This is a genomic window from Streptomyces sp. NPDC050423 (genome assembly GCF_040655445.1).
Classification (GTDB): domain Bacteria; phylum Actinomycetota; class Actinomycetes; order Streptomycetales; family Streptomycetaceae; genus Streptomyces.
On the sequence record NZ_JBFAJY010000033.1, the window covers coordinates 49,675 to 67,328 of the forward strand.

A 17,654-nucleotide genomic window follows, 5' to 3' on the forward strand; every position below is an offset into this window, starting at 1 on the left:
CCCATGCCGACCAGTCACCGTTCGCCTGGAGCTGCCACGCGTGATACACGCCGTCGGCACCTGCCGCGAACGCCTCCAGCCGCCCGTCGGCCGACCGCGCCGACACCACCCGGCCGGACTCCGCCGGATACACCAAAGGCGTGGGACGCGGACCGCTGCCAGGGGTGCAGGGCAGCACCACGCCGCGCCCGGCGAGGTAGGGCTCGGGGTCGATACCGTATGAGGCGGACGGGTCCCCCCAGATCCGCAGATGCAGGTGGGGACCGGTCGAGTTGCCTTCGGAGCCCATCAGAGCGATCCGCTGACCGGCCGTGACGTGTTCGCCGGCAAACACGTCTCGCTGGTACATGTGCCCGTATTCGGAGATTCGGCCGTCGGCGTGCTGGATGCGGATCCACTGACCGTAGCCGCTCGCGCTACCGGAATCGATCACCTCGCCATCACCCACGGCGTAGATCGGCGTTCCGTAGTCGTTGGCGATGTCGACGCCGTTGTGGTCGTCGCCGTAGTGCTGGGACACGATGCCGGTAGCCGGGCACGCCGCGAAGTCGACGGCGTGGGCTGCCGTCGACGATGTCAGCACCAGTGCGGGTACCAGGGCCGCGGTCGCGGCGAGCAGGACGCGCAGTGCGCGTCCGGAGAGTAGCCGGGAACGGCTGAACAGCATGTCAGTTCCTCCCGTTACGCCTTGCGAAGGTGGGCGACGACGCCGTCGATGTCGTTCTGCAGCAATTCGGGCCGGATGAAGTGGCCTCCTGCCACTTCCCGATCTTCGAAGGGGATCCCCGAGTTGCGCAGCAGGCTCTTGAACTCCTGCTGGCCGCGCAGCACATGACCCTCGTTGGCCACGTCGGCCCAGTTGATCGGGTCGGGACTGGTGCCGGCCACCAGGAAGATCCGCTTGTTCCGGTAGCTCTCGATGCGTTGCACCGGGTTGTCGGCGTTCACCCGGGCCTCGTCCCACAGCGGCACGCCGTAGATCGTGCCGCCGCCCAGGTCCACGGCCGCAGAGGAGAGGTTGGCCCAGTGGGCCACGATGCCGCCTTCCCGGCGGAGGCTGGCCGGGCCCGAGTGGGCGCTGACCGAGGCGAAGTGGCCGTAGTACTTGGCGGCGTACTTCAGCGCGCCGAAGCCGCCCATGGAGAACCCTGACACGGCACGGCCGTTGTACTCGGCGTAGGTACGGAAGTTCGCATCGATCCACGGGATCAGCTGGGACATGTGGAAGGTTTCCCAGTTCCGCGGGCCGACGTTCGAGCTGACGGGGTTGGAGTACCAGCCCGTGTGGCCGCCATCAGGCATGACCACGATGAGCCGCCTGCCCGCGGTCATCTCGCGGATGCGGTGTCGGTCGAACGTAATGAAGTCCTGGTCGAGACCGCCGCCGTGCAACAGGTAGAGAACGGGATAGCGGCGGCCGCTGGTGTGGTAGTCGTCGGGCAGCAGCACGTTGACACCGGGATTCCAGCCGATCGCGTCCGTCGCGAACCGGTAGTACCACATCCGGTAGTCGCTCTCGTTGTGGTCCACGATGCGCAGTCCGAAACCGTCGCCGGCCGCCGCGGCCGGCGACGCCGCCGAGAGCATCCCTCCGGCACCCAGCGCCATCGCGGCAGTGAGTCCGCCGGCGGACTTGAGGAGGTTTCTGCGGGTGGGGTGCTGCGCGGTCAAGGTGACCTCCTGGTCGGAAGTACGATGAGGGTGAAGAGGGGCCCTGTGACGGGTGGTTCGGAGGGTAGCGAGGGGCCCACGGTCGAAGAACCCGGAATCTTACGGACTGACAGCCGCCGTCGCTCACGGTAGGCGTGGAGTCGGCTCCGAGCGCTACTGCGCGAGCGCCGGTGTGGCCTCGGACACAGGCGGCGTCAGCTACCTGCGCTTCGCTGCGCCCCCGACACCCGCCCAGCGCCGGGCTCCGGCCGCCGGCGGGGTCCGCTGACGCGGTGCGGCTCCTCCGGAGCAGTGACGCGGGTCTCTACCCCGGGGGCCCGTCCTGCTGGCACTGTGGTCGGGTCCTCGGGGGATACCGACTGCCGGCCGACCGAACGAGATGCCATGACCGCGACTGCCGCCGCAACCACCACCCCTGCCCGCCGGCGCACGCGGACGGGCGGGCCCGGGGACCGCTCCGGGCTGCTGGAGAACATCCTGGGCTGGACACTCGTCGTCGTCATCGCCATGTTCGTCACGCAGATCGGTCTCATGTGACCTGACGGGGGACGCGACGGGGGCGGGGAGTCCGCCCGGCTCCCCGCCCCCGTCATGCCCGCCGCGGCGACGTCAGTTGATCGCCTTGATCAGCTCGCCGTCGGTGGTGTCACCGCTGAGCTCCCAGAGGAAGGTGCCGCCCAGGCCCTGCTGGTTCTTGTAGTCCATCTTGGTGCCGATGGTGGCCGGGGTGTCGTAGCTCCACCAGGTGGTGCCGCAGTGCGCGTACGCGGTACCCGCGACCGTGCCGGTGGTGGGGCAGCTGTTCTTGAGGACCTTGTAGTCCTCGATGCCCGCCTCGTACGTCCCCGGGGCCGCGCCGGTCGCCGTGCCGCCCGGCTCGTCCTGGGTGACGCCGCTCCAGCCGCGGCCGTAGAAGCCGATGCCGAGCAGCAGCTTCGACGCGGGAACGCCCTCGGCCTTCAGCTTGGAAATGGCCGCGTCGCTGTTGAAGCCCTCCTTGGGAATGCCCGGGTAGGAGTTCAGCGGGGAGTGCGGCGCCGTCGGGCCCTGGGCGTCCCAGGCGCCGAAGAAGTCGTACGTCATCGGGTTGTACCAGTCGACGTACTGCGCTGCGCCGCCGTAGTCGACGGCGTCGAGCTTGCCGCCGTCGGAGCCGTCCGCGCTGATCGCCGAGGTGACCAGGTTGTTCGCGCCGAACTTGGAGCGCAGGGCGGACAGCAGGTTGCCGTAGGCGTCACGGCCGCTGGTGTCACAGGTCAGACCGCAGTCGTTGGGGTACTCCCAGTCGATGTCGATGCCGTCGAAGACATCGGCCCAACGGGGGTCCTCCACCAGGCTGTAGCAGGAGTCCGCGAACGCCGCCGGGTTCTGCGCGGCCTCACCGAAGCCGCCGGACCAGGTCCAGCCGCCGAACGACCAGAGGATCTTGAGGTCGGGGTGCAGCTTCTTCAGCTTGCGGAGCTGGTTGAAGCTGCCGCGCAGCTCCTGGTCCCAGGTGTCGGCCACCCCGTCGACGGACTGGTCGGCCGTGTACGCCTTCTCGTAGTCGGCGTAGGAGTCGCCGACCGTGCACTTGCCGCCCTGGACGTTGCCGAAGGCGTAGTTGATGTGCGTGAGCTTGTCGGCCGAGCCCGACGTCTCGATGTTCTTGACGTGGTAATTGCGCTGGTAGACACCCCAGTCGGTGAAGTAGCCGACCACCTTGCTGCCGGCCGCTGTGGGGGCGGCGGGCGCTGCCGCGGAGGCGGCCTTCAGGTCGGCGGGGGCCGCGCCGGCGGATCCAGTGCCCGCGACACCCAGCAGGGCGGCGCTCAGGGCGGCGGTACAGGCGGCAGCGGCGAACGCCCGGAGACGAGCTCCCGGGCGATGCGGTCCGATCATCGTTGCTCCTCGTGGGGGAGGGGACTTGCCGGTGGATGACCGGCGTTCGACGCTCGCAGAATTGGCATGAACGCGGAAAGCTGGTTCGCAGGGAACCGTAGATGGACTAGACCAGTTGGGTCAATGGTTCGGACCAATTCCGGTGATGGATGCCTGATGGCCGCCGCCTGCCGTCTGCCGTGGCCGAAGAGTTCTGTCACCCAGTGACGGATACCGTCCGATCGGGCATACTCAAGCCGCCACAGCCTCTGACCGGCACCTCTCGTGATCCGGGAGGGCAACATCGGCTGGGCCGCAGTCTTTTCGGGCCCCGCCCGGAGATCCCCCGGCGGCGCCGCTCACACCCCGCGCGCGCGACCGCCGCAACGCCCGACAGGGAGGAGAGCGCCGTCATGTCCGACCGTGCCCCGCAATCAGTGGAACGCCGTCTGCCCACCGAGGAGTCCAGGCAGCTCATCGCGCTCGTCCGAGACATCGCCCAGCGGGAGATCGCGCCGCGGGCGGCCGAGGAGGAGGACGCCGGCCGGTTCCCGCGCGAAGTCTTCACACTGCTCTCCGAGTCCGGCCTGCTCGGGCTGCCGTACGACTCCGCCCACGGCGGTGGCGACCAGCCGTACGAGGTGTACCTCCAGGTCCTCGAAGAGCTCGCGGCCGCCCGCCTCACCGTCGGGCTCGGCGTGAGCGTCCACTCCCTCGCCTGCCACGCGGTCGCCGGCTACGGCACCAAGGAGCAGCAGGCCGAACACCTTCCGTCGATGCTCGGGGGCGGCCTGCTGGGCGCCTACTGCCTCTCGGAGCCCGCCTCGGGCTCCGACGCCGCCTCGCTGCGGACGAAGGCCGTACGGGACGGGGAGGAGTGGGTCATCACCGGCACCAAGGCGTGGATCACCCACGGCGGTATCGCCGACTTCTACACCGTGCTCGCCCGTACGGGCGTCGACGGTGCCCGCGGAATCACCGCCTTCCTCGTCCCCGGGGACGCGGCGGGGCTGAGCGCCGCCCTCCCCGAGAAGAAGATGGGGATGAAGGGCTCGCCCACCGCCCAGCTCCATTTCGACGGCGTACGGGTCCCGGACGCGCGCCGGATCGGCGAGGAGGGGCAGGGCTTCGCCATCGCGCTGTCCGCGCTCGACTCCGGCCGGCTGGGTATCGCCGCCTGCGCCATCGGTGTGGCCCAGGCGGCGCTGGACGAGGCCGTCGCCTACGCCACCGGACGCAAGCAGTTCGGCCGCCCCATCGCGGACTTCCAGGGGCTGCGGTTCATGCTCGCCGACATGGCCACCCAGATCGAGGCGGGCCGGGCGCTCTATCTGGAGGCGGCCAGGCTGCGTGACGCGGGCAGCCCGTTCTCGCGGCAGGCGGCCATGGCCAAGCTGTTCTGCACGGATGCCGCGATGCGGGTCACCATCGACGCCGTCCAGGTGCTCGGCGGATACGGCTACACGCTGGACTTCCCCGTCGAACGGCTCATGCGCGAGGCGAAGGTGCTGCAGATCGTCGAAGGCACCAATCAGATCCAGCGCATGGTCATCGCCCGCCATCTCGCGGGTCCTGAGACGCACTGACCCGCAGCGGCCGGTCCGACCACACGGGCATCGTCATGATCCGGTTCCACTCCTGGTCATGGCGGCCCGGCAGGGTCCTGCCGGTGCCCTCCCAGTGCCGGAGCATCGCCCGGTAGATGGGCGGATCGGTCGAGTGGGGCACCGGGCGCGGCGCCGGGCGGGGCGGCTCGGACTGCGGCGCCGGTGACGATCCGGGCTGCGGAACCGATTCTTCGGAGGCCGGAACGGCGAGACGGCGGCGACCGGGGCCGGTCGTGGAGTGCGGCAGGGTCATGCCAGGCCAACGCCGCGGGGCGGGGCCGGGTCACTGCCCGGCCGATTCGGGCGCCCGTTCGCCAGGTTCTCCGGCGCGCCGGAGAACCGTTCGCTGCCCGCACCACGCCGGTCGGGCCGTCGTGGTGCAGCGCGGTCCTCCCGTCAGGAGGCTCGCGGCACCGCAGGGGCGGGAGGCGGGCTCAGGCGGCGTCGCGCCGTAGCTGGTGCGCCACCCGGAGCGGGTGCGAGCCGTCGCCCCCGGCGTGCGAGAAGGGCTGCATCCTCCAGTCGAGCCCCTGAGGGAGCGTCAACAGCAGGGCCGTCTCCTGCTCCTGGACGTCGGGCGACTCATCGGCGGGCCGCGACTTCGACGCCGGGCGGCCGGTCCCGGCGCACACCGTCAGGACGAACGGGTTCCACGGAGTCGGGCACAGGGCGTGCTCCGGCAGCGCGTCCTCGTCCGCCAGGAGAGCGATCGGCTGCGCGCAGTCCGGGCAGGTGACCCGGTACATCTCAAGTGTGTCGTACACGTCGGGATCGGTGTCCTCGAAAGGATCAACGGGTTCCGGTTCGGTACGTCCGGTGAGCTTCAGGCTCTGCATGGGAAATTCCCCCCTCGGGTGGGCCGACAAGGCGCCGCGGCCTCGGCCAAAACAAGCACTTCCCGTCGTGGATCGGCCGTAACCGCGAGGCGCCCGGCTACCGACCCGTAAACCTGTGGCATTCATCACATGACCGTCTCGGGTGCCCCTTCAGCAGCTCCCGCGGCTGTGCCTGGAGGCGCCCGGGGCCATAGATTGATCCATATGGAGGAGCTGGACCGTCAAATCGTGGAGTTGCTCGTCAAGGACGGCCGGATGAGCTACACCGACCTGGGCAAGGCCACTGGCCTGTCCACCTCGGCCGTTCATCAGCGGGTCCGCAGGCTGGAGCAGCGCGGGGTGATCCGGGGCTATGCCGCGGTCGTCGACCCCGAAGCCGTCGGCCTGCCGCTGACCGCGTTCATCTCGGTCAAGCCCTTCGACCCGAGCGCCCCGGACGACATCGCCGAGCGGCTCGCCGGTGTCCCGGAGCTGGAGGCGTGCCACAGCGTCGCGGGTGACGAGAATTACATTCTGAAGGTACGGGTCGCGACTCCGCTGGAGCTCGAGCACCTGCTGACGCGGATCCGCACGCTCGCCGGTGTCTCCACCCGCACCACGGTCGTCCTGTCCACGCCGTACGAGGCGCGGCCGCCGCAGATCTGAGGGGTCGCGCACGGGGCGGGACCCGGCAGGCGGGAGACTGGTCCCATGACCGAGAGCACCGCCCCCCAGAGCGAACACCGCACCGTGCTGCTGCGCGGTGGAGACGTCCACAGCCCCGCCGACCCCTTTGCCACCGCCATGGTGGTCGAACGGGGCCATGTCGCCTGGGTGGGCTCCGAGGGGGCCGCCGACGCCTTCGCGGACGGCGTCGACGAGGTGATCGACCTCGAAGGGGCGCTGGTCACCCCCGCGTTCACCGACGCCCACGTCCACACCACGTCGACCGGACTGGCCCTCACCGGCCTCGACCTCTCCGGTGCCCGCACCCTGGACGAGGCCCTCGCTCTGGTGCGGACGTACGTGGCGGCGCACCCCGCCGACCGGGTGGTCCTGGGGCACGGCTGGGACGCCACGCGCTGGCCCGAGCAGCGGCCGCCCTCACGCGCCGAACTCGACGCGGCGGCCGGCGGCCGGGCGGTCTACCTGCCCCGGATCGACGTGCACTCGGCGGTCGCCAGTACCGCGTTGCTGGACCTGGTCCCCCGGATCGCCTCGATGACCGGCTACCACCCGCAGGAGCCGCTGACCGCCGCCGCCCACCACGCGGTGCGCGCGGCCGCCCACGGCGCAGTCTCGCCGGGGCAGCGCGCCGACGCCCAGCGTGCCGCGCTGCGCAGAGCCGCGGCCCTGGGCATCGGCACGGTCCACGAGTGCGGCGGCCCCGACATCTCCGACGAGGAGGACTTCACCGCCCTGCTGAAGCTCGCCGCGGGGCAGCACGGACCGCGGGTCTTCGGCTACTGGGCCGAACAGGTCGCCGACGGGAAGGACGCCCGGCGCATCCGGGAGCTCGGCGCGGTGGGCGCGGCCGGGGACCTCTTCGTCGACGGCTCGCTCGGCTCGCACACCGCCTGCCTCCACGAGCCGTACGCCGACGCCCCGCTGACCGGCGCCGCCCATCTGGACGCCGGGCAGATCGCGGCCCATGTCGCGGCCTGCACCGAGGCCGGGTTGCAGGCGGGCTTCCACGCCATCGGCGACGCCGCGCTCCGCGCCGTCGTCGATGGCATCGGGGCGGCCGCCGAGAAGGTGGGCCTGGGCCGGGTCCGGGCCGCGAGGCACCGGGTCGAGCACGCCGAGATGCTCACCCCCGAGACCGTCGCCGCTTTCGCGGACCTGGGGCTCACCGCCTCCGTCCAGCCCGCCTTCGATGCCGCCTGGGGCGGTGAGGAGGGCATGTACGTCCGACGGCTGGGTGCTGGGCGGGCGAGGACCCTGAACCCGTACGCGGCCCTCCTGCGGGCCGGTGTGCCCCTCGCCTTCGGCTCCGACAGCCCGGTGACCCCGCTGGACCCGTGGGGGACCGTGCGGGCCGCCGCGTTCCACCGGACGCCCGAGCACCGGATCTCCGTGCGGGCCGGCTTCACCGCCCATACCAGGGGCGGCTGGCGGGCCGTCGGCCGCGACGACGCGGGCACCCTGGTGCCGGGCGCCCCGGCCGACTACGCGGTCTGGCGCACCGAGGAACTGGTGGTCCAGGCCCCGGACGACCGGGTCGCCCGCTGGTCGACGGATCCCAGGTCGGGGACGCCCGGACTGCCGGACCTCAGTCCGGGGGCCGAACTCCCGGTCTGCCTGCGCACGGTCGTCTTCGGACAAACTGTCTACGTACGGCCGAACGAGTGACGTGCGGACATTTCGTACCGCCGACCGAAGGTGCCCCGGTTCTCCCGCGACCTGGGGATCTCCGGTACTGACCAGGCAAGTTCGGTAAACGATGCAGGTCAGGCAACTATTGACAGAATGCGCCCACCGGCCGGTAGGTTCGGCCGAGTCCACCACAGGACGTCCGACCGGTTAAACCTCCACGCAGTCGTCGAACGCCGCTGAGTCATGGGGTGGTGTGCCGCACCGGCGCACCACCGCTGACAGCCAGGTTCAGCGCCCGCGCCTCGGGGGCGAGGGAAGGTTTCAGCCGGACGGAGGGTGCGACCCGGGTGGGGCCCGGACGTTCAGTAGACAACGGCTCTGGGCCGACCCGCAGCCGGCGGGTCCCAGGTCGGCCCGAAGGACGCCGGGCCCCGATCCGCAGTTCTGTCCGTACTTCCGCTCTTCTGTCCGCCGCCGCGCTCCGGGCCGCCTCGACCAGGTCGGTCTGTGGCCCCGTCACGCTGGATATGGTGTGCACCTGCGTACGGACTTAAGGGGCAGTAAGTGAACGACGGCGGTCAGAGGCGATACGGCCCGCTCGGCAGAACCTTGGTGATCATTCCGACCTACAACGAGGCCGAGAACATCAAGCCGATCGTCAGCCGGGTGCGCGCCGCCGTACCGGAGGCCGACATCCTGGTCGCCGACGACAACAGTCCCGACGGCACCGGCAAGCTGGCCGACGAGCTGGCCGCCGGCGACGACCGGGTCCATGTGCTGCACCGCCAGGGCAAGGAAGGGCTCGGCGCGGCCTATCTCGCCGGCTTCCGCTGGGGGATGGAACACGACTACGGCGTGCTCGTGGAGATGGACGCGGACGGCTCCCACCAGCCCGAGGAACTGCCCCGGCTGCTCACCGCCCTCAAGGGCGCCGACCTGGTGCTCGGCTCGCGCTGGGTCCCGGGCGGGCGCGTGGTCAACTGGCCCAAGTCCCGCGAGATGATCTCCCGCGGGGGCAGCACCTACTCGCGGCTGATGCTCGGGCTCCGCACCAGGGACGTCACCGGCGGATACCGGGCGTTCCGCACGGAGACCCTGAAGGGGATCGGCCTCGACGAGGTCGCCTCGCAGGGCTACTGCTTCCAGGTGGACCTGGCACGCCGCGCGATCGAGGCCGGCTACCACGTCGTCGAGGTCCCGATCACCTTCGTGGACCGCGAGATCGGTGACTCCAAGATGAGCCGGGACATCCTCGTCGAGGCGCTCTGGCGGGTCACCGCCTGGGGTGTCACCACCCGTACGAACCGGGTGCTCGGACGCCGGACGCCCTGACGACTCCGGGGCGATGATCGGCACCCCCTTACGGCGCTCGGACCCGTGGCCAGGCACACTGGGGGCATGACGACCGGCACACCGCCCCCGACCGCCCGTCGGCGCTCGCGCGCCCGGACCTTCGTACCTCTCGCCATCGCCGCCTGGGCGGTGCTGGAGATCTGGCTGCTCATCGTGGTGGCGGACGTGGCGGGCGGGTTCACCGTCCTGCTGCTCCTGGCCGCGGGCGTTGTGCTCGGAGCCGTGGTGATGAAGTCGGCCGGCCGCCGCGCCTTCCGCAACCTCACCGAGACGCTCCAGCAGGTGCCGGGCCAGCCGGGCGCCGATGGCTCCTCACCCGCTCCGCCGAGCAGCAGGGGCAACGGCTTCCTCATGCTCGGCGGGCTGCTGATCATGATTCCGGGGATGATCTCGGACGTCGCCGGACTGCTGCTCCTGGTGCCGCCGGTCCGGTCGGGGCTCAGCAGGTACGCGGAGCGGTCGCTGGAGCGCCGGATGCGCGCTGCGGCCCCCGGTGGCCTCTCGGACGCCTTTCAGCAGGCCCGGATGCACAGGCCCGACGGAAAGGTCGTCCAGGGCGAGGTCATCCGCGACGACCCCTCCCACCCCGACGAGAACCCCCGCCCACCCCTGGCGCCGTAACCGCAAGCGGCAGAATCAAGCCCGTCCGGATCAAGCCCCTCCGGCGATTGAGGGCGTTCCTGCCGGTGCCCCGCCCACGGACAGAACAGAGCCGCGGGCCGCGACACGTGATGTGTCGCGGCCCGCGGCTCTGTCTCAGTGCTGTGCTACACGGTCAGGCAGACTTCCTGCTGTCCCGCGGATGCACGGCAATATTCATGGCTCCGGAGCGCAGAACCGCCAGCCTCTCGGCCAGCACCTCCTCCAGCTCCTCGCGTGTGCGCCGCTCCATGAGCATGTCCCAGTGCGTACGCGCAGGCTTGCCCTTCTTCTCCTCGGGGCCATCCCCGTCCACCAGGAGTGCCTGGGCGCCACACGCCTTGCACTCCCACTCCGGCGGAATATCCGCCTCTACCGAGAACGGCATCTCAAATCGATGTCCGTTCTGGCATGCGTACTCCACCGCCTGGCGCGGGGCCAGATCGATGCCGCGGTCCGTCTCGTAGCTGGTAACCACAAGTCGCGTGCCGCGGAGAGCTCGCTCACTCATGAATCGTGCCTCCCGGGCTTGTCGCCCACAGGACAGGTGTCGCTGTCGTCGTCATCCGGCTCAACGTCCGGTCGGCGGCAAAGATTCCCGTTGCCGGTCATGCGTCGCCCGTCGTGCCGCTGAGTATTCAGGTTTGCCAGGGTTCAAGTACCCGCCAACGCCCGGTTTGTCACATCTGGCAGAAGTTGTCACCCAACGGTTTGGATTCTTCCACTGGCAGTAACGGTCCTCCGGGCAGGCCAAAGGCGTACACTACCGGCCTTTTACTTCAACGTCTAAATCCGTTCGGGAACGGGATTCCCGGCCGCCGCCACGGCCTGCCGTACCGGCACCCTCGCGAGCAGCACGGAACCGGCCACGAAGAAGATCACCAACGAGATGATCGCATCCCGATAACTGCCGGTCAGCTGGTACGCGAGCCCGAACACCAGGGGCCCCAGCCAGCTCAGCCCGCGGTCGCTCATCTCGTACGCCGAGAAGTACTCCGCCTCCTTGCCGCGCGGCACCAGATGCGAGTAGAGCGAGCGTGACAGGGCCTGGCTGCCGCCGAGGACCAGGCCGATCGCCGCGGCCAGCGCGTAGAAGAACACCGGCGCGTCGGCGGGCAGGAAGTATCCGGCGACGAGAATCGCCGTCCAGACGACCAGGGACGCGAGGATCGTGTGCTTCGCGCCGTACACCCGGGCCAGCCGGCCCATCCCCAGCGCTCCGGCCACCGCGAGTATCTGGACCAGCAGGACGGCTGTGATCAGCGTCGTCTGGTCGAGGCCCAGCTCCTCGGAGCCGTACACCGAGGCCTGCGAGATCACCGTCTGCACGCCGTCGTTGTAGACGAGGTAGGCGAGCAGGAAGGAGAGGGTGAGCGGATGGCGGCGCATGTCGCGCAGGGTCGCCATCAGCTGCCGCCACCCGGACCCGACCGCTCCGCGGCCGCCCGGCGCCACCCGCCGGTCACGCAGCCGGCGCAGCGGTACGACGGTGAACGCGCCCCACCAGACGCCGGCCGACGCGAGACAGATCCGGACGGCGTCCGACTCGGAGAGCCCGAAGGAGTCGTGACCCGTGTAGAGGATCAGGTTGAGGACGAGGACCAGCGCCCCCGAGGTGTAGCCGAAGGCCCAGCCGCGCGAGGAGACCGCGTCGCGTTCGTCGGGTTCCGCGATCTGCGGCAGGTAGGCGTTGTAGAGGACCATCGACACGGATATCGCGGCATTCGCCACGATGAGCAGGAACGCGCCGAGCAGATAGCGGGTGCCGTCCAGGAAGAACATCGCGGCCGTCGCGGTGGCACCCACGTACGCGGCCGCCGCCAGCAGGGGCTTCTTGCGGCCCGTACGGTCGGCGGCCGCGCCCACGATCGGCATCAGGATCACCGCGACGACGAGGGAGGCCGAGATCGTGTAGGCGAACAGCGACCCGGCACGGATCGGGATGCCGAGCGGACGGACGTAGCCGTCGGCGTCGGCGGCAGCCTTCGCGACCGAGGTCAGATACGGCCCCAGGAACACGGTGACGACGCTCGTCGAGTAGACGGAGCAGGCGAAGTCGTAGAAGTACCAGCCGCGCTGCTCGCGCCGGCGCTCGCCGGGATCGGCCGCCGCGGGCGTGCCCTGGGCGGGTTCGGCGGCATCCGCGGTCTCGGCGCTCATCGCACACCCCTCGTCTCTCCCCGTGGAGACGTCACCGGGCCGGCGTCAGGCCCAGGCCCCCCGCTCGCTCAGCACCGTACGCAGCGTCTCGATGTGATCGGTCATGATGCCATCCACACCGAGGTCCAGGAGCGCTGCCATCCGCTCTGGTTCGTTCACCGTCCAGACATGCACCTGGAGCCCCCGCGCGTGCGCCTCCCGCACGAAGCGCCGGTCCACGACCCGGACGCCGCCCTGGCTCTCCGGCACCTGCGCGCACACGGCGCCGGCGCGCAGCGCCGCCGGGATGCCGTACGAGCGCAGCCGCAGGCCCAGGACACCGCGGACTCCGTAGGAGGTGGCCAGCCGCGGGCCCGCCAGCCGGTGCGCCCTGGCGACCCTGGCCTCGGAGAACGAGCCGACGCACACCCGGTCCCAGGCGTCCGTCCGGCGGATCAGGTCCACCAGCGGCTCGAGGGCCGGCCCGGCCTTGATGTCCACGTTCCAGCGGGCCTCCGGGAACGCCTCAAGCAGCTCCTCGAACAACGGCAGCGGTTCGCGGCCCGCCACCCGGGCCTGCCGTATCGCGCTCCACGGCAGCTCCGACAGCCGGCCCCGGGCGTCCGTCACCCGGTCCAGCGTGGCGTCGTGGAAGGCGACCAGCCGGCCGTCCGCCGAGGCGTGCACATCGGTCTCGAAGTAGCGGTACCCGGCGTCGGCGGCCCGGCGGAACGCGGCCGCCGTGTTCTCGATCCCGTCCGCCGACCCGCCCCGGTGGGCGAACGCGAGCGGGGCGGGGTGGTCCAGATAGGGGTGGCGTACGGAAGTCACTGCGGCAGTATGGCCTGCCCGGGTGTCGGGGCGGTGGCCGTGGTGCCGCCGTTGTCCGAGATCGCGAAGAGGCGCAGGAAGAACTGGGCGAGCGGGCCGATCGCCAGGGCGTAGAGGACCGTGCCGACGCCGAGGGAACCGCCGAGCAGGAATCCGGTCACCACGACCGCCACCTCGATCGCCGTGCGGACGAGCCGGATGGAGCGGCCGGTGCGCCGGTGCAGCCCGGTCATGAGCCCGTCGCGCGGCCCGGGGCCGAACCGGGCCGCGATGTACAGCCCCGTCGCGACACCGTTCAGCACGATGCCCGCCACCATCACCCCGGCGCGCGCGGCGAGCCCGTGCACATCGGGGACCAGCGCCAGCGTGCCGTCCATCGCGATCCCCACCGCGAAGACATTGGAGACGGTGCCCAGTCCCGGCCGCTGCCGGAGCGGAATCCACAGCAGCAGCACGATCGCGCCGATGATGATCGAGACGACGCCGATGGTGATCCCGGTGCGCTCGGCGAGCCCCTGGTGGAGCACCCCCCACGGCTCCAGGCCGAGTCCGGCGACGACCAGCAGCGCCGAACTCGCTCCGTACAGCGCCAGGCCTGTGTACAGCTGGATCAGCCGTCGGGTGAGGTGCGTTCCGCGCGGGGCGTCGGTGGTGGACAAGTGGTGCCCCCTGGTGTGGTGGTAGTGGACTGCTGCGTGTCACTCTGTGGCAGGGGATTGACTGCCAACCATGGCCAATCCGAGGAAGGTGGACTGATTCTCATGGCGCAGTGGACTTCGGCGGTCGGTGCGGCACAGCTCGCCCGGCAGCTCCACGCCCAGCAGCCCAGGCCGACGGGCCCCGGCAACCGCAAGCCGCCGGCCTACCGCGCGCTCGCCGACGGTATCCGGCTGCTCGTCCTGGAGGGCCGGGTCCCGGTCGCCGCCCGGCTTCCCGCGGAACGGGAACTGGCGCTCGCCCTGGCCGTCAGCCGTACGACGGTCGCCGCGGCCTACGAGGCGCTGCGGGCCGAGGGCTTCCTGGAGTCCCGGCGCGGGGCCGGCAGCTGGACGGCGGTGCCCGCGGGCAACCCGCTGCCCGCCCGCGGCCTGGAGCCCCTGCCCCCCGAGGCACTCGGATCGATGATCGATCTGGGCTGTGCCTCGCTGCCCGCCCCCGAACCATGGCTGACCCGGGCCGTCCAGGGCGCCCTGGAGGAGCTGGCCCCGTACGCGCACACCCACGGCGACTACCCGGCGGGGCTGCCCGCGCTGCGGCAGATGATCGCCGACCGGTACACCGCCGCCGGCATCCCGACGATGCCGGAGCAGATCATGGTCACCACCGGTGCGATGGGCGCGATCGACGCCATCTGCCACCTGTTCGCGGGCCGCGGCGAGCGGATCGCGGTGGAGTCCCCGAGCTACGCCAACATCCTCCAGCTGATGCGGGAGGCGGGCGCCCGTCTGGTGCCGGTGGCCATGGAGGAGGGGCTCGGCGGCTGGGACATGAACCGGTGGCGCCAGGTGCTGCGGGACGCGGCCCCGCGGCTCGCGTACGTCGTCGCGGACTTCCACAACCCCACCGGCGCCCTCGCCGACGAGGACCGGCGCCGTGCGCTGGTGGACGCCGCCCGCTCGGCCGGTACGGTCCTGGTCGTCGACGAGACGATGCACGAACTGCACCTGGACGACGACGTGCGGATGCCGCGCCGGGTCTGCGCCTTCGACCCGGCGGGCAGCACCGTGCTCACCGTCGGGTCGGCCAGCAAGGCGTTCTGGGCCGGCATGCGGATCGGCTGGGTGCGCGCCGCGCCGGACGTCATCCGCAGCCTGGTGGCCGCCCGCGCCTACGCCGACATGGGCACCCCGGTCCTGGAACAGCTGGCCGTCAACTGGCTGATGCGCACCGGCGGCTGGGAAGAGGCCGTGCAGATCCGCCGGGAGCAGGCGCGTGGCAACCGGGACGCGCTGGTCACGGCCGTGCGGCGGGAGCTGCCGGACTGGGAGTTCACCGTGCCGCGCGGCGGTCTCACGCTCTGGGTGCGCACCGGCGGCCTCTCCGGCTCGCGGCTCGCGGTGGCCGGGGAGCGGGTCGGGGTGCGGGTGCCGTCCGGGCCCCGGTTCGGTGTCGACGGCGCCTTCGAGGGATACGTCCGGCTGCCGTTCACGGTCGGCGGGCCGGTGGCGGACGAGGCGGCCCTGCGGCTCGCTGCCGCCGCTCAGCTGGTCAGCTCGGGGGCGGGCGCGGGCGCGGAGGCGCCCCGGACGTTCGTCGCCTGAGCGGTCACCAGGGCGGAAGTGCGGGAGGGCCCGTGGATCACCTGATCCGCGGGCCCTCCCTCGCTTCCACATCCGTCAGTCGCTGACGGCCACGGACTCCATGGCGACGGGAGCGGTCGCGGTCTTTGCCGTCGCGGGGTCGGGCGCGCTCGCCTCGATCGCCGTCCGCCGTTCGGGCAGCAGGCCGAGCACCGTCTGCCGCTGCGCCTCGCTCGTCGCGTCGTCGTACGGATCGGGCGTGGCCGGCACCTGGATGCGCAGCACCGGACCGGCGCCGAGCCGTGCGTACCCGCGGCCGGGCGGGACGTCCGGGGTCGGGGTGGTGTGCGGCTCGAGCCCCAGGACGGACTCGATCTGTGCGGGGGAGCAGTGGCCGAGCACCACCCGGGCCCGGGTGTGGGTCCGCACGGTGTCGTTCAGGCCGTCCAGGCTGTCGAACTGCTCGGTCATCACCACGGTGACGTTGGCGGCCCTGCCGTGCCGCAGCGGGACGTGGAGCAGCTCCTGCGGGTCGGGCCCGCCGTCGGCGGCGGCCAGGTGGCCGAGCACGCTGGGCCGGTCCAGCAGGATCCAGAGCGGGCGCCTGGTGTCCTCGGGGGCGGCATGGCCGGACTGCCGGGCCCGGCCGGCCTCGATCAGCCGGCGCTCCGTCTCGTGCGCCGCCCATTCCAGGGTGGCCAGCGCCCCGGCCGCCCCGCACTCCACGGCGAGCACGCCCTCGCGGCCGTTGAAGCAGGCGTACTCGCCGATGCCGCTGCCCTCGATGATCAGGATGTCGCCCTGCTGGAGGGCCTGGAGGGCGATGGAGCGCATCAGGGTGGTGGTGCCGCTGCCTGGCTGTCCGGCGATCAGCAGATGCGGCTCCGTGGTGCGTGCGCCGGTCCGCCAGACGACTCCTGGTGCGTCCCGGGTCTCGTCCCCGTCGCTCACCGGGACGGTGCGCTGCACCGCGTCGTCGTCCGTGAAGCCGAGGACGGTCTCGCCGGGGGCGATGACGAAGCGCTGGGCGGCGATCGAGGTGGGCAGGGCGTCGAGCACGCTCATGACGAGCTGGTTGCCCTCCTCGTCCCAGCTGAACCGGTACTCCCGGCCGCGGCCCGACTTGGCGTGCAGCAGCTGTTCGATCCGGGCACGGGAGGCGGCCTCGCTGTCGGTGAAGTACGCGGGGTACCTCACCCGGAGCCGGGAGACCCGGCCGTCGCCGTCGAACTCGTAGTCGTTGAAGACCTGGTCCCAGTCGCCGCCGTGGGCGAACAGCGGACTGGGGTCGTCGGGCGTGGAGAAGTACGGCACGAGCGCCTCGTACAGAGCCTGCAGGCGCCCGGTCTCCGCCTCGTCCGGGCCGGTTCTGACGGGAGTGCGTGCCCGTCCCTTCCACGCGGCTGCGGCCATCACCGCGACCAGGGCCATGAACGACCCGTAGGGGACGAGCGCGACCACGAGTACGCAGGCCGCGACGAGGAACAGCGTGGGACCACGCCGGTCCTTGGGCGTCGCGGCCCACTTCTGCCGCCCTGCACCCGCCAGCAGCCGCAGACCACGGGTGATCATAATCAGCGGATGGAGCACATCGGTGGCGCTGTCGGCGGCCGTGCGCGCGAACTCGCGACTGCGAGTGATCGAAGCGCTGCCGCTGCTCAGAATGCGGGGGAGTGGTCGCCGGGCCACGTCTGTCTCCTGATGGGGGTGGGAGCGGGAGCGGTACGTCAGAACTTGATCCCGCCCAAGAGACCGGCGAGGCTCGCACCGCCCGCGGTGATGCTCGGTGCGATGGCGGTGCCGGCCAGATAGAAGCCGAACAGGGCGGTGACGAGGGCGTGCGAGGCCTTGAGGCCGTCCTTCCTGAAGAACAGGAAGACGATGATGCCGAGGATGACGACGCCTGACATGGAAAGGATCATGAGTGGTTCTCCTGGTTGGGGGGACAGTCACCATGAGTCCTTCCAGGGTCACCGGAAGTATCTATAGGATAAAAGGTGCAAGTGGGTGAAAAAGCAGGTTTTTCACTGGACTGGCGGACAGCGGAGTGCGGGCCGGAGGGGTTCGCGGTGTCGCGTATCGCTCCGCCGTCACTCGACGTGATCTTTTGCCATGGGCGGGCCGGGGTATGTGTGCGTCCGGGCAGTACCCTGTCGATTCACTCATACGGCCTCAGGGTGCAT

17 protein-coding genes are annotated in these 17,654 nt (G+C 71.1%); 7 read left to right on the forward strand and 10 right to left on the reverse strand.

What is annotated here, in order from left to right; genetic code table 11:
* On the reverse strand, positions 1-667 hold a 667-nt coding region (locus AB0I52_RS23405), incomplete at its 3' end, for a peptidoglycan DD-metalloendopeptidase family protein (protein WP_363075545.1).
* A 14-nt stretch (positions 668-681) separates the two neighbouring features.
* Entirely contained in the window at positions 682-1,671 is a 990-nt protein-coding gene (locus tag AB0I52_RS23410) for an alpha/beta hydrolase-fold protein (protein ID WP_363075547.1), read from the reverse strand.
* Between the two features lie 384 nt (positions 1,672-2,055).
* Here AB0I52_RS23410 and AB0I52_RS23415 point away from each other — a divergent pair, with 384 nt between their 5' ends.
* Complete coding sequence (locus tag AB0I52_RS23415; protein WP_363075549.1) at positions 2,056-2,208, forward strand: SCO1431 family membrane protein; 153 nt, start codon at positions 2,056-2,058, stop codon at positions 2,206-2,208.
* Positions 2,209-2,280: 72 nt separating this feature from the next.
* On the opposite strand, the gene AB0I52_RS23420 is transcribed toward AB0I52_RS23415, so the two are convergent.
* A complete protein-coding gene (locus AB0I52_RS23420; protein WP_363075551.1) occupies positions 2,281-3,552 on the reverse strand; it encodes a glycoside hydrolase family 18 protein in 1,272 nt (423 codons plus the stop codon).
* A gap of 392 nt (positions 3,553-3,944) precedes the next feature.
* Between AB0I52_RS23420 and AB0I52_RS23425 the strand changes: the two genes are divergently transcribed.
* The gene (locus tag AB0I52_RS23425) at positions 3,945-5,117 is read left to right on the forward strand and encodes an acyl-CoA dehydrogenase family protein (protein WP_363075553.1); all 1,173 of its coding nucleotides are present in this window, start codon (positions 3,945-3,947) and stop codon (positions 5,115-5,117) included.
* Positions 5,118-5,572: 455 nt separating this feature from the next.
* On the opposite strand, the gene AB0I52_RS23430 is transcribed toward AB0I52_RS23425, so the two are convergent.
* Positions 5,573-5,974, reverse strand: a complete 402-nt coding sequence (locus tag AB0I52_RS23430; protein WP_363075555.1) for a hypothetical protein — start codon at positions 5,972-5,974, stop codon at positions 5,573-5,575.
* A gap of 204 nt (positions 5,975-6,178) precedes the next feature.
* On the opposite strand from AB0I52_RS23430, the gene AB0I52_RS23435 reads away from it, so the two are divergent.
* The 4 genes from AB0I52_RS23435 to fxsA all read left to right on the forward strand — a co-directional run bounded on the left by AB0I52_RS23435 (position 6,179) and on the right by fxsA (position 10,243).
* Positions 6,179-6,619 (forward strand): Lrp/AsnC family transcriptional regulator, encoded by a 441-nt coding sequence (locus AB0I52_RS23435; protein WP_362965609.1) that lies wholly within the window; start codon positions 6,179-6,181, stop codon positions 6,617-6,619.
* A gap of 45 nt (positions 6,620-6,664) precedes the next feature.
* The gene (locus AB0I52_RS23440; protein ID WP_363075558.1) at positions 6,665-8,305 is read left to right on the forward strand and encodes an amidohydrolase; all 1,641 of its coding nucleotides are present in this window, start codon (positions 6,665-6,667) and stop codon (positions 8,303-8,305) included.
* A 528-nt stretch (positions 8,306-8,833) separates the two neighbouring features.
* Positions 8,834-9,601 carry a polyprenol monophosphomannose synthase gene (locus tag AB0I52_RS23445; RefSeq protein ID WP_363075560.1) on the forward strand — a complete coding sequence of 256 codons (768 nt, stop codon included), beginning with the start codon at positions 8,834-8,836 and terminating at the stop codon, positions 9,599-9,601.
* A 66-nt stretch (positions 9,602-9,667) separates the two neighbouring features.
* On the forward strand, positions 9,668-10,243 hold the full coding sequence (fxsA, locus tag AB0I52_RS23450) for an FxsA family membrane protein (protein WP_363075562.1): 576 nt from the start codon (positions 9,668-9,670) through the stop codon (positions 10,241-10,243).
* A 154-nt stretch (positions 10,244-10,397) separates the two neighbouring features.
* On the opposite strand, the gene AB0I52_RS23455 is transcribed toward fxsA, so the two are convergent.
* From AB0I52_RS23455 to AB0I52_RS23470, 4 genes are all read right to left on the reverse strand, one after another.
* Complete coding sequence (locus AB0I52_RS23455; RefSeq protein ID WP_250970851.1) at positions 10,398-10,772, reverse strand: RNA polymerase-binding protein RbpA; 375 nt, start codon at positions 10,770-10,772, stop codon at positions 10,398-10,400.
* Positions 10,773-11,047: 275 nt separating this feature from the next.
* The gene (locus AB0I52_RS23460; RefSeq protein WP_363075564.1) at positions 11,048-12,421 is read right to left on the reverse strand and encodes an MFS transporter; all 1,374 of its coding nucleotides are present in this window, start codon (positions 12,419-12,421) and stop codon (positions 11,048-11,050) included.
* A gap of 45 nt (positions 12,422-12,466) precedes the next feature.
* Positions 12,467-13,231, reverse strand: a complete 765-nt coding sequence (locus tag AB0I52_RS23465; protein WP_363075566.1) for a glycerophosphodiester phosphodiesterase — start codon at positions 13,229-13,231, stop codon at positions 12,467-12,469.
* Entirely contained in the window at positions 13,228-13,890 is a 663-nt protein-coding gene (locus AB0I52_RS23470; RefSeq protein ID WP_363075568.1) for a hypothetical protein, read from the reverse strand. The genes AB0I52_RS23465 and AB0I52_RS23470 overlap by 4 nt, the downstream gene beginning before the upstream one ends.
* Positions 13,891-13,992: 102 nt before the next feature.
* Here AB0I52_RS23470 and AB0I52_RS23475 point away from each other — a divergent pair, with 102 nt between their 5' ends.
* Positions 13,993-15,492, forward strand: coding sequence for a PLP-dependent aminotransferase family protein (locus AB0I52_RS23475; RefSeq protein WP_363075570.1), 1,500 nt, complete (start codon positions 13,993-13,995; stop codon positions 15,490-15,492).
* A 75-nt stretch (positions 15,493-15,567) separates the two neighbouring features.
* Here the strand turns inward: AB0I52_RS23475 and AB0I52_RS23480 are convergent, their stop codons facing one another.
* A complete protein-coding gene (locus AB0I52_RS23480) occupies positions 15,568-17,160 on the reverse strand; it encodes an ATP-binding protein (protein ID WP_363075572.1) in 1,593 nt (530 codons plus the stop codon).
* 38 nt (positions 17,161-17,198) lie between these two features.
* Entirely contained in the window at positions 17,199-17,393 is a 195-nt protein-coding gene (locus tag AB0I52_RS23485) for a hypothetical protein (RefSeq protein ID WP_018103962.1), read from the reverse strand.
* Positions 17,394-17,654: the final 261 nt, after the last annotated feature.

Excerpts from the sequence above, each read along its gene's own strand:
- AB0I52_RS23415 (WP_363075549.1), top strand. The coding sequence starts at position 2,056 with ATGACCGCGACTGCCGCCGCAACCACCACCCCTGCCCGCCGGCGCACG.
- AB0I52_RS23420 (WP_363075551.1), bottom strand. The coding sequence starts at position 3,552 with ATGATCGGACCGCATCGCCCGGGAGCTCGTCTCCGGGCGTTCGCCGCT.
- AB0I52_RS23425 (WP_363075553.1), top strand. The coding sequence starts at position 3,945 with ATGTCCGACCGTGCCCCGCAATCAGTGGAACGCCGTCTGCCCACCGAG.
- AB0I52_RS23430 (WP_363075555.1), bottom strand. The coding sequence starts at position 5,974 with ATGCAGAGCCTGAAGCTCACCGGACGTACCGAACCGGAACCCGTTGAT.
- AB0I52_RS23435 (WP_362965609.1), top strand. The coding sequence starts at position 6,179 with ATGGAGGAGCTGGACCGTCAAATCGTGGAGTTGCTCGTCAAGGACGGC.
- AB0I52_RS23440 (WP_363075558.1), top strand. The coding sequence starts at position 6,665 with ATGACCGAGAGCACCGCCCCCCAGAGCGAACACCGCACCGTGCTGCTG.
- fxsA (WP_363075562.1), top strand. The coding sequence starts at position 9,668 with ATGACGACCGGCACACCGCCCCCGACCGCCCGTCGGCGCTCGCGCGCC.
- AB0I52_RS23455 (WP_250970851.1), bottom strand. The coding sequence starts at position 10,772 with ATGAGTGAGCGAGCTCTCCGCGGCACGCGACTTGTGGTTACCAGCTAC.
- AB0I52_RS23460 (WP_363075564.1), bottom strand. The coding sequence starts at position 12,421 with ATGAGCGCCGAGACCGCGGATGCCGCCGAACCCGCCCAGGGCACGCCC.
- AB0I52_RS23475 (WP_363075570.1), top strand. The coding sequence starts at position 13,993 with ATGGCGCAGTGGACTTCGGCGGTCGGTGCGGCACAGCTCGCCCGGCAG.
- AB0I52_RS23485 (WP_018103962.1), bottom strand. The coding sequence starts at position 17,393 with ATGATCCTTTCCATGTCAGGCGTCGTCATCCTCGGCATCATCGTCTTC.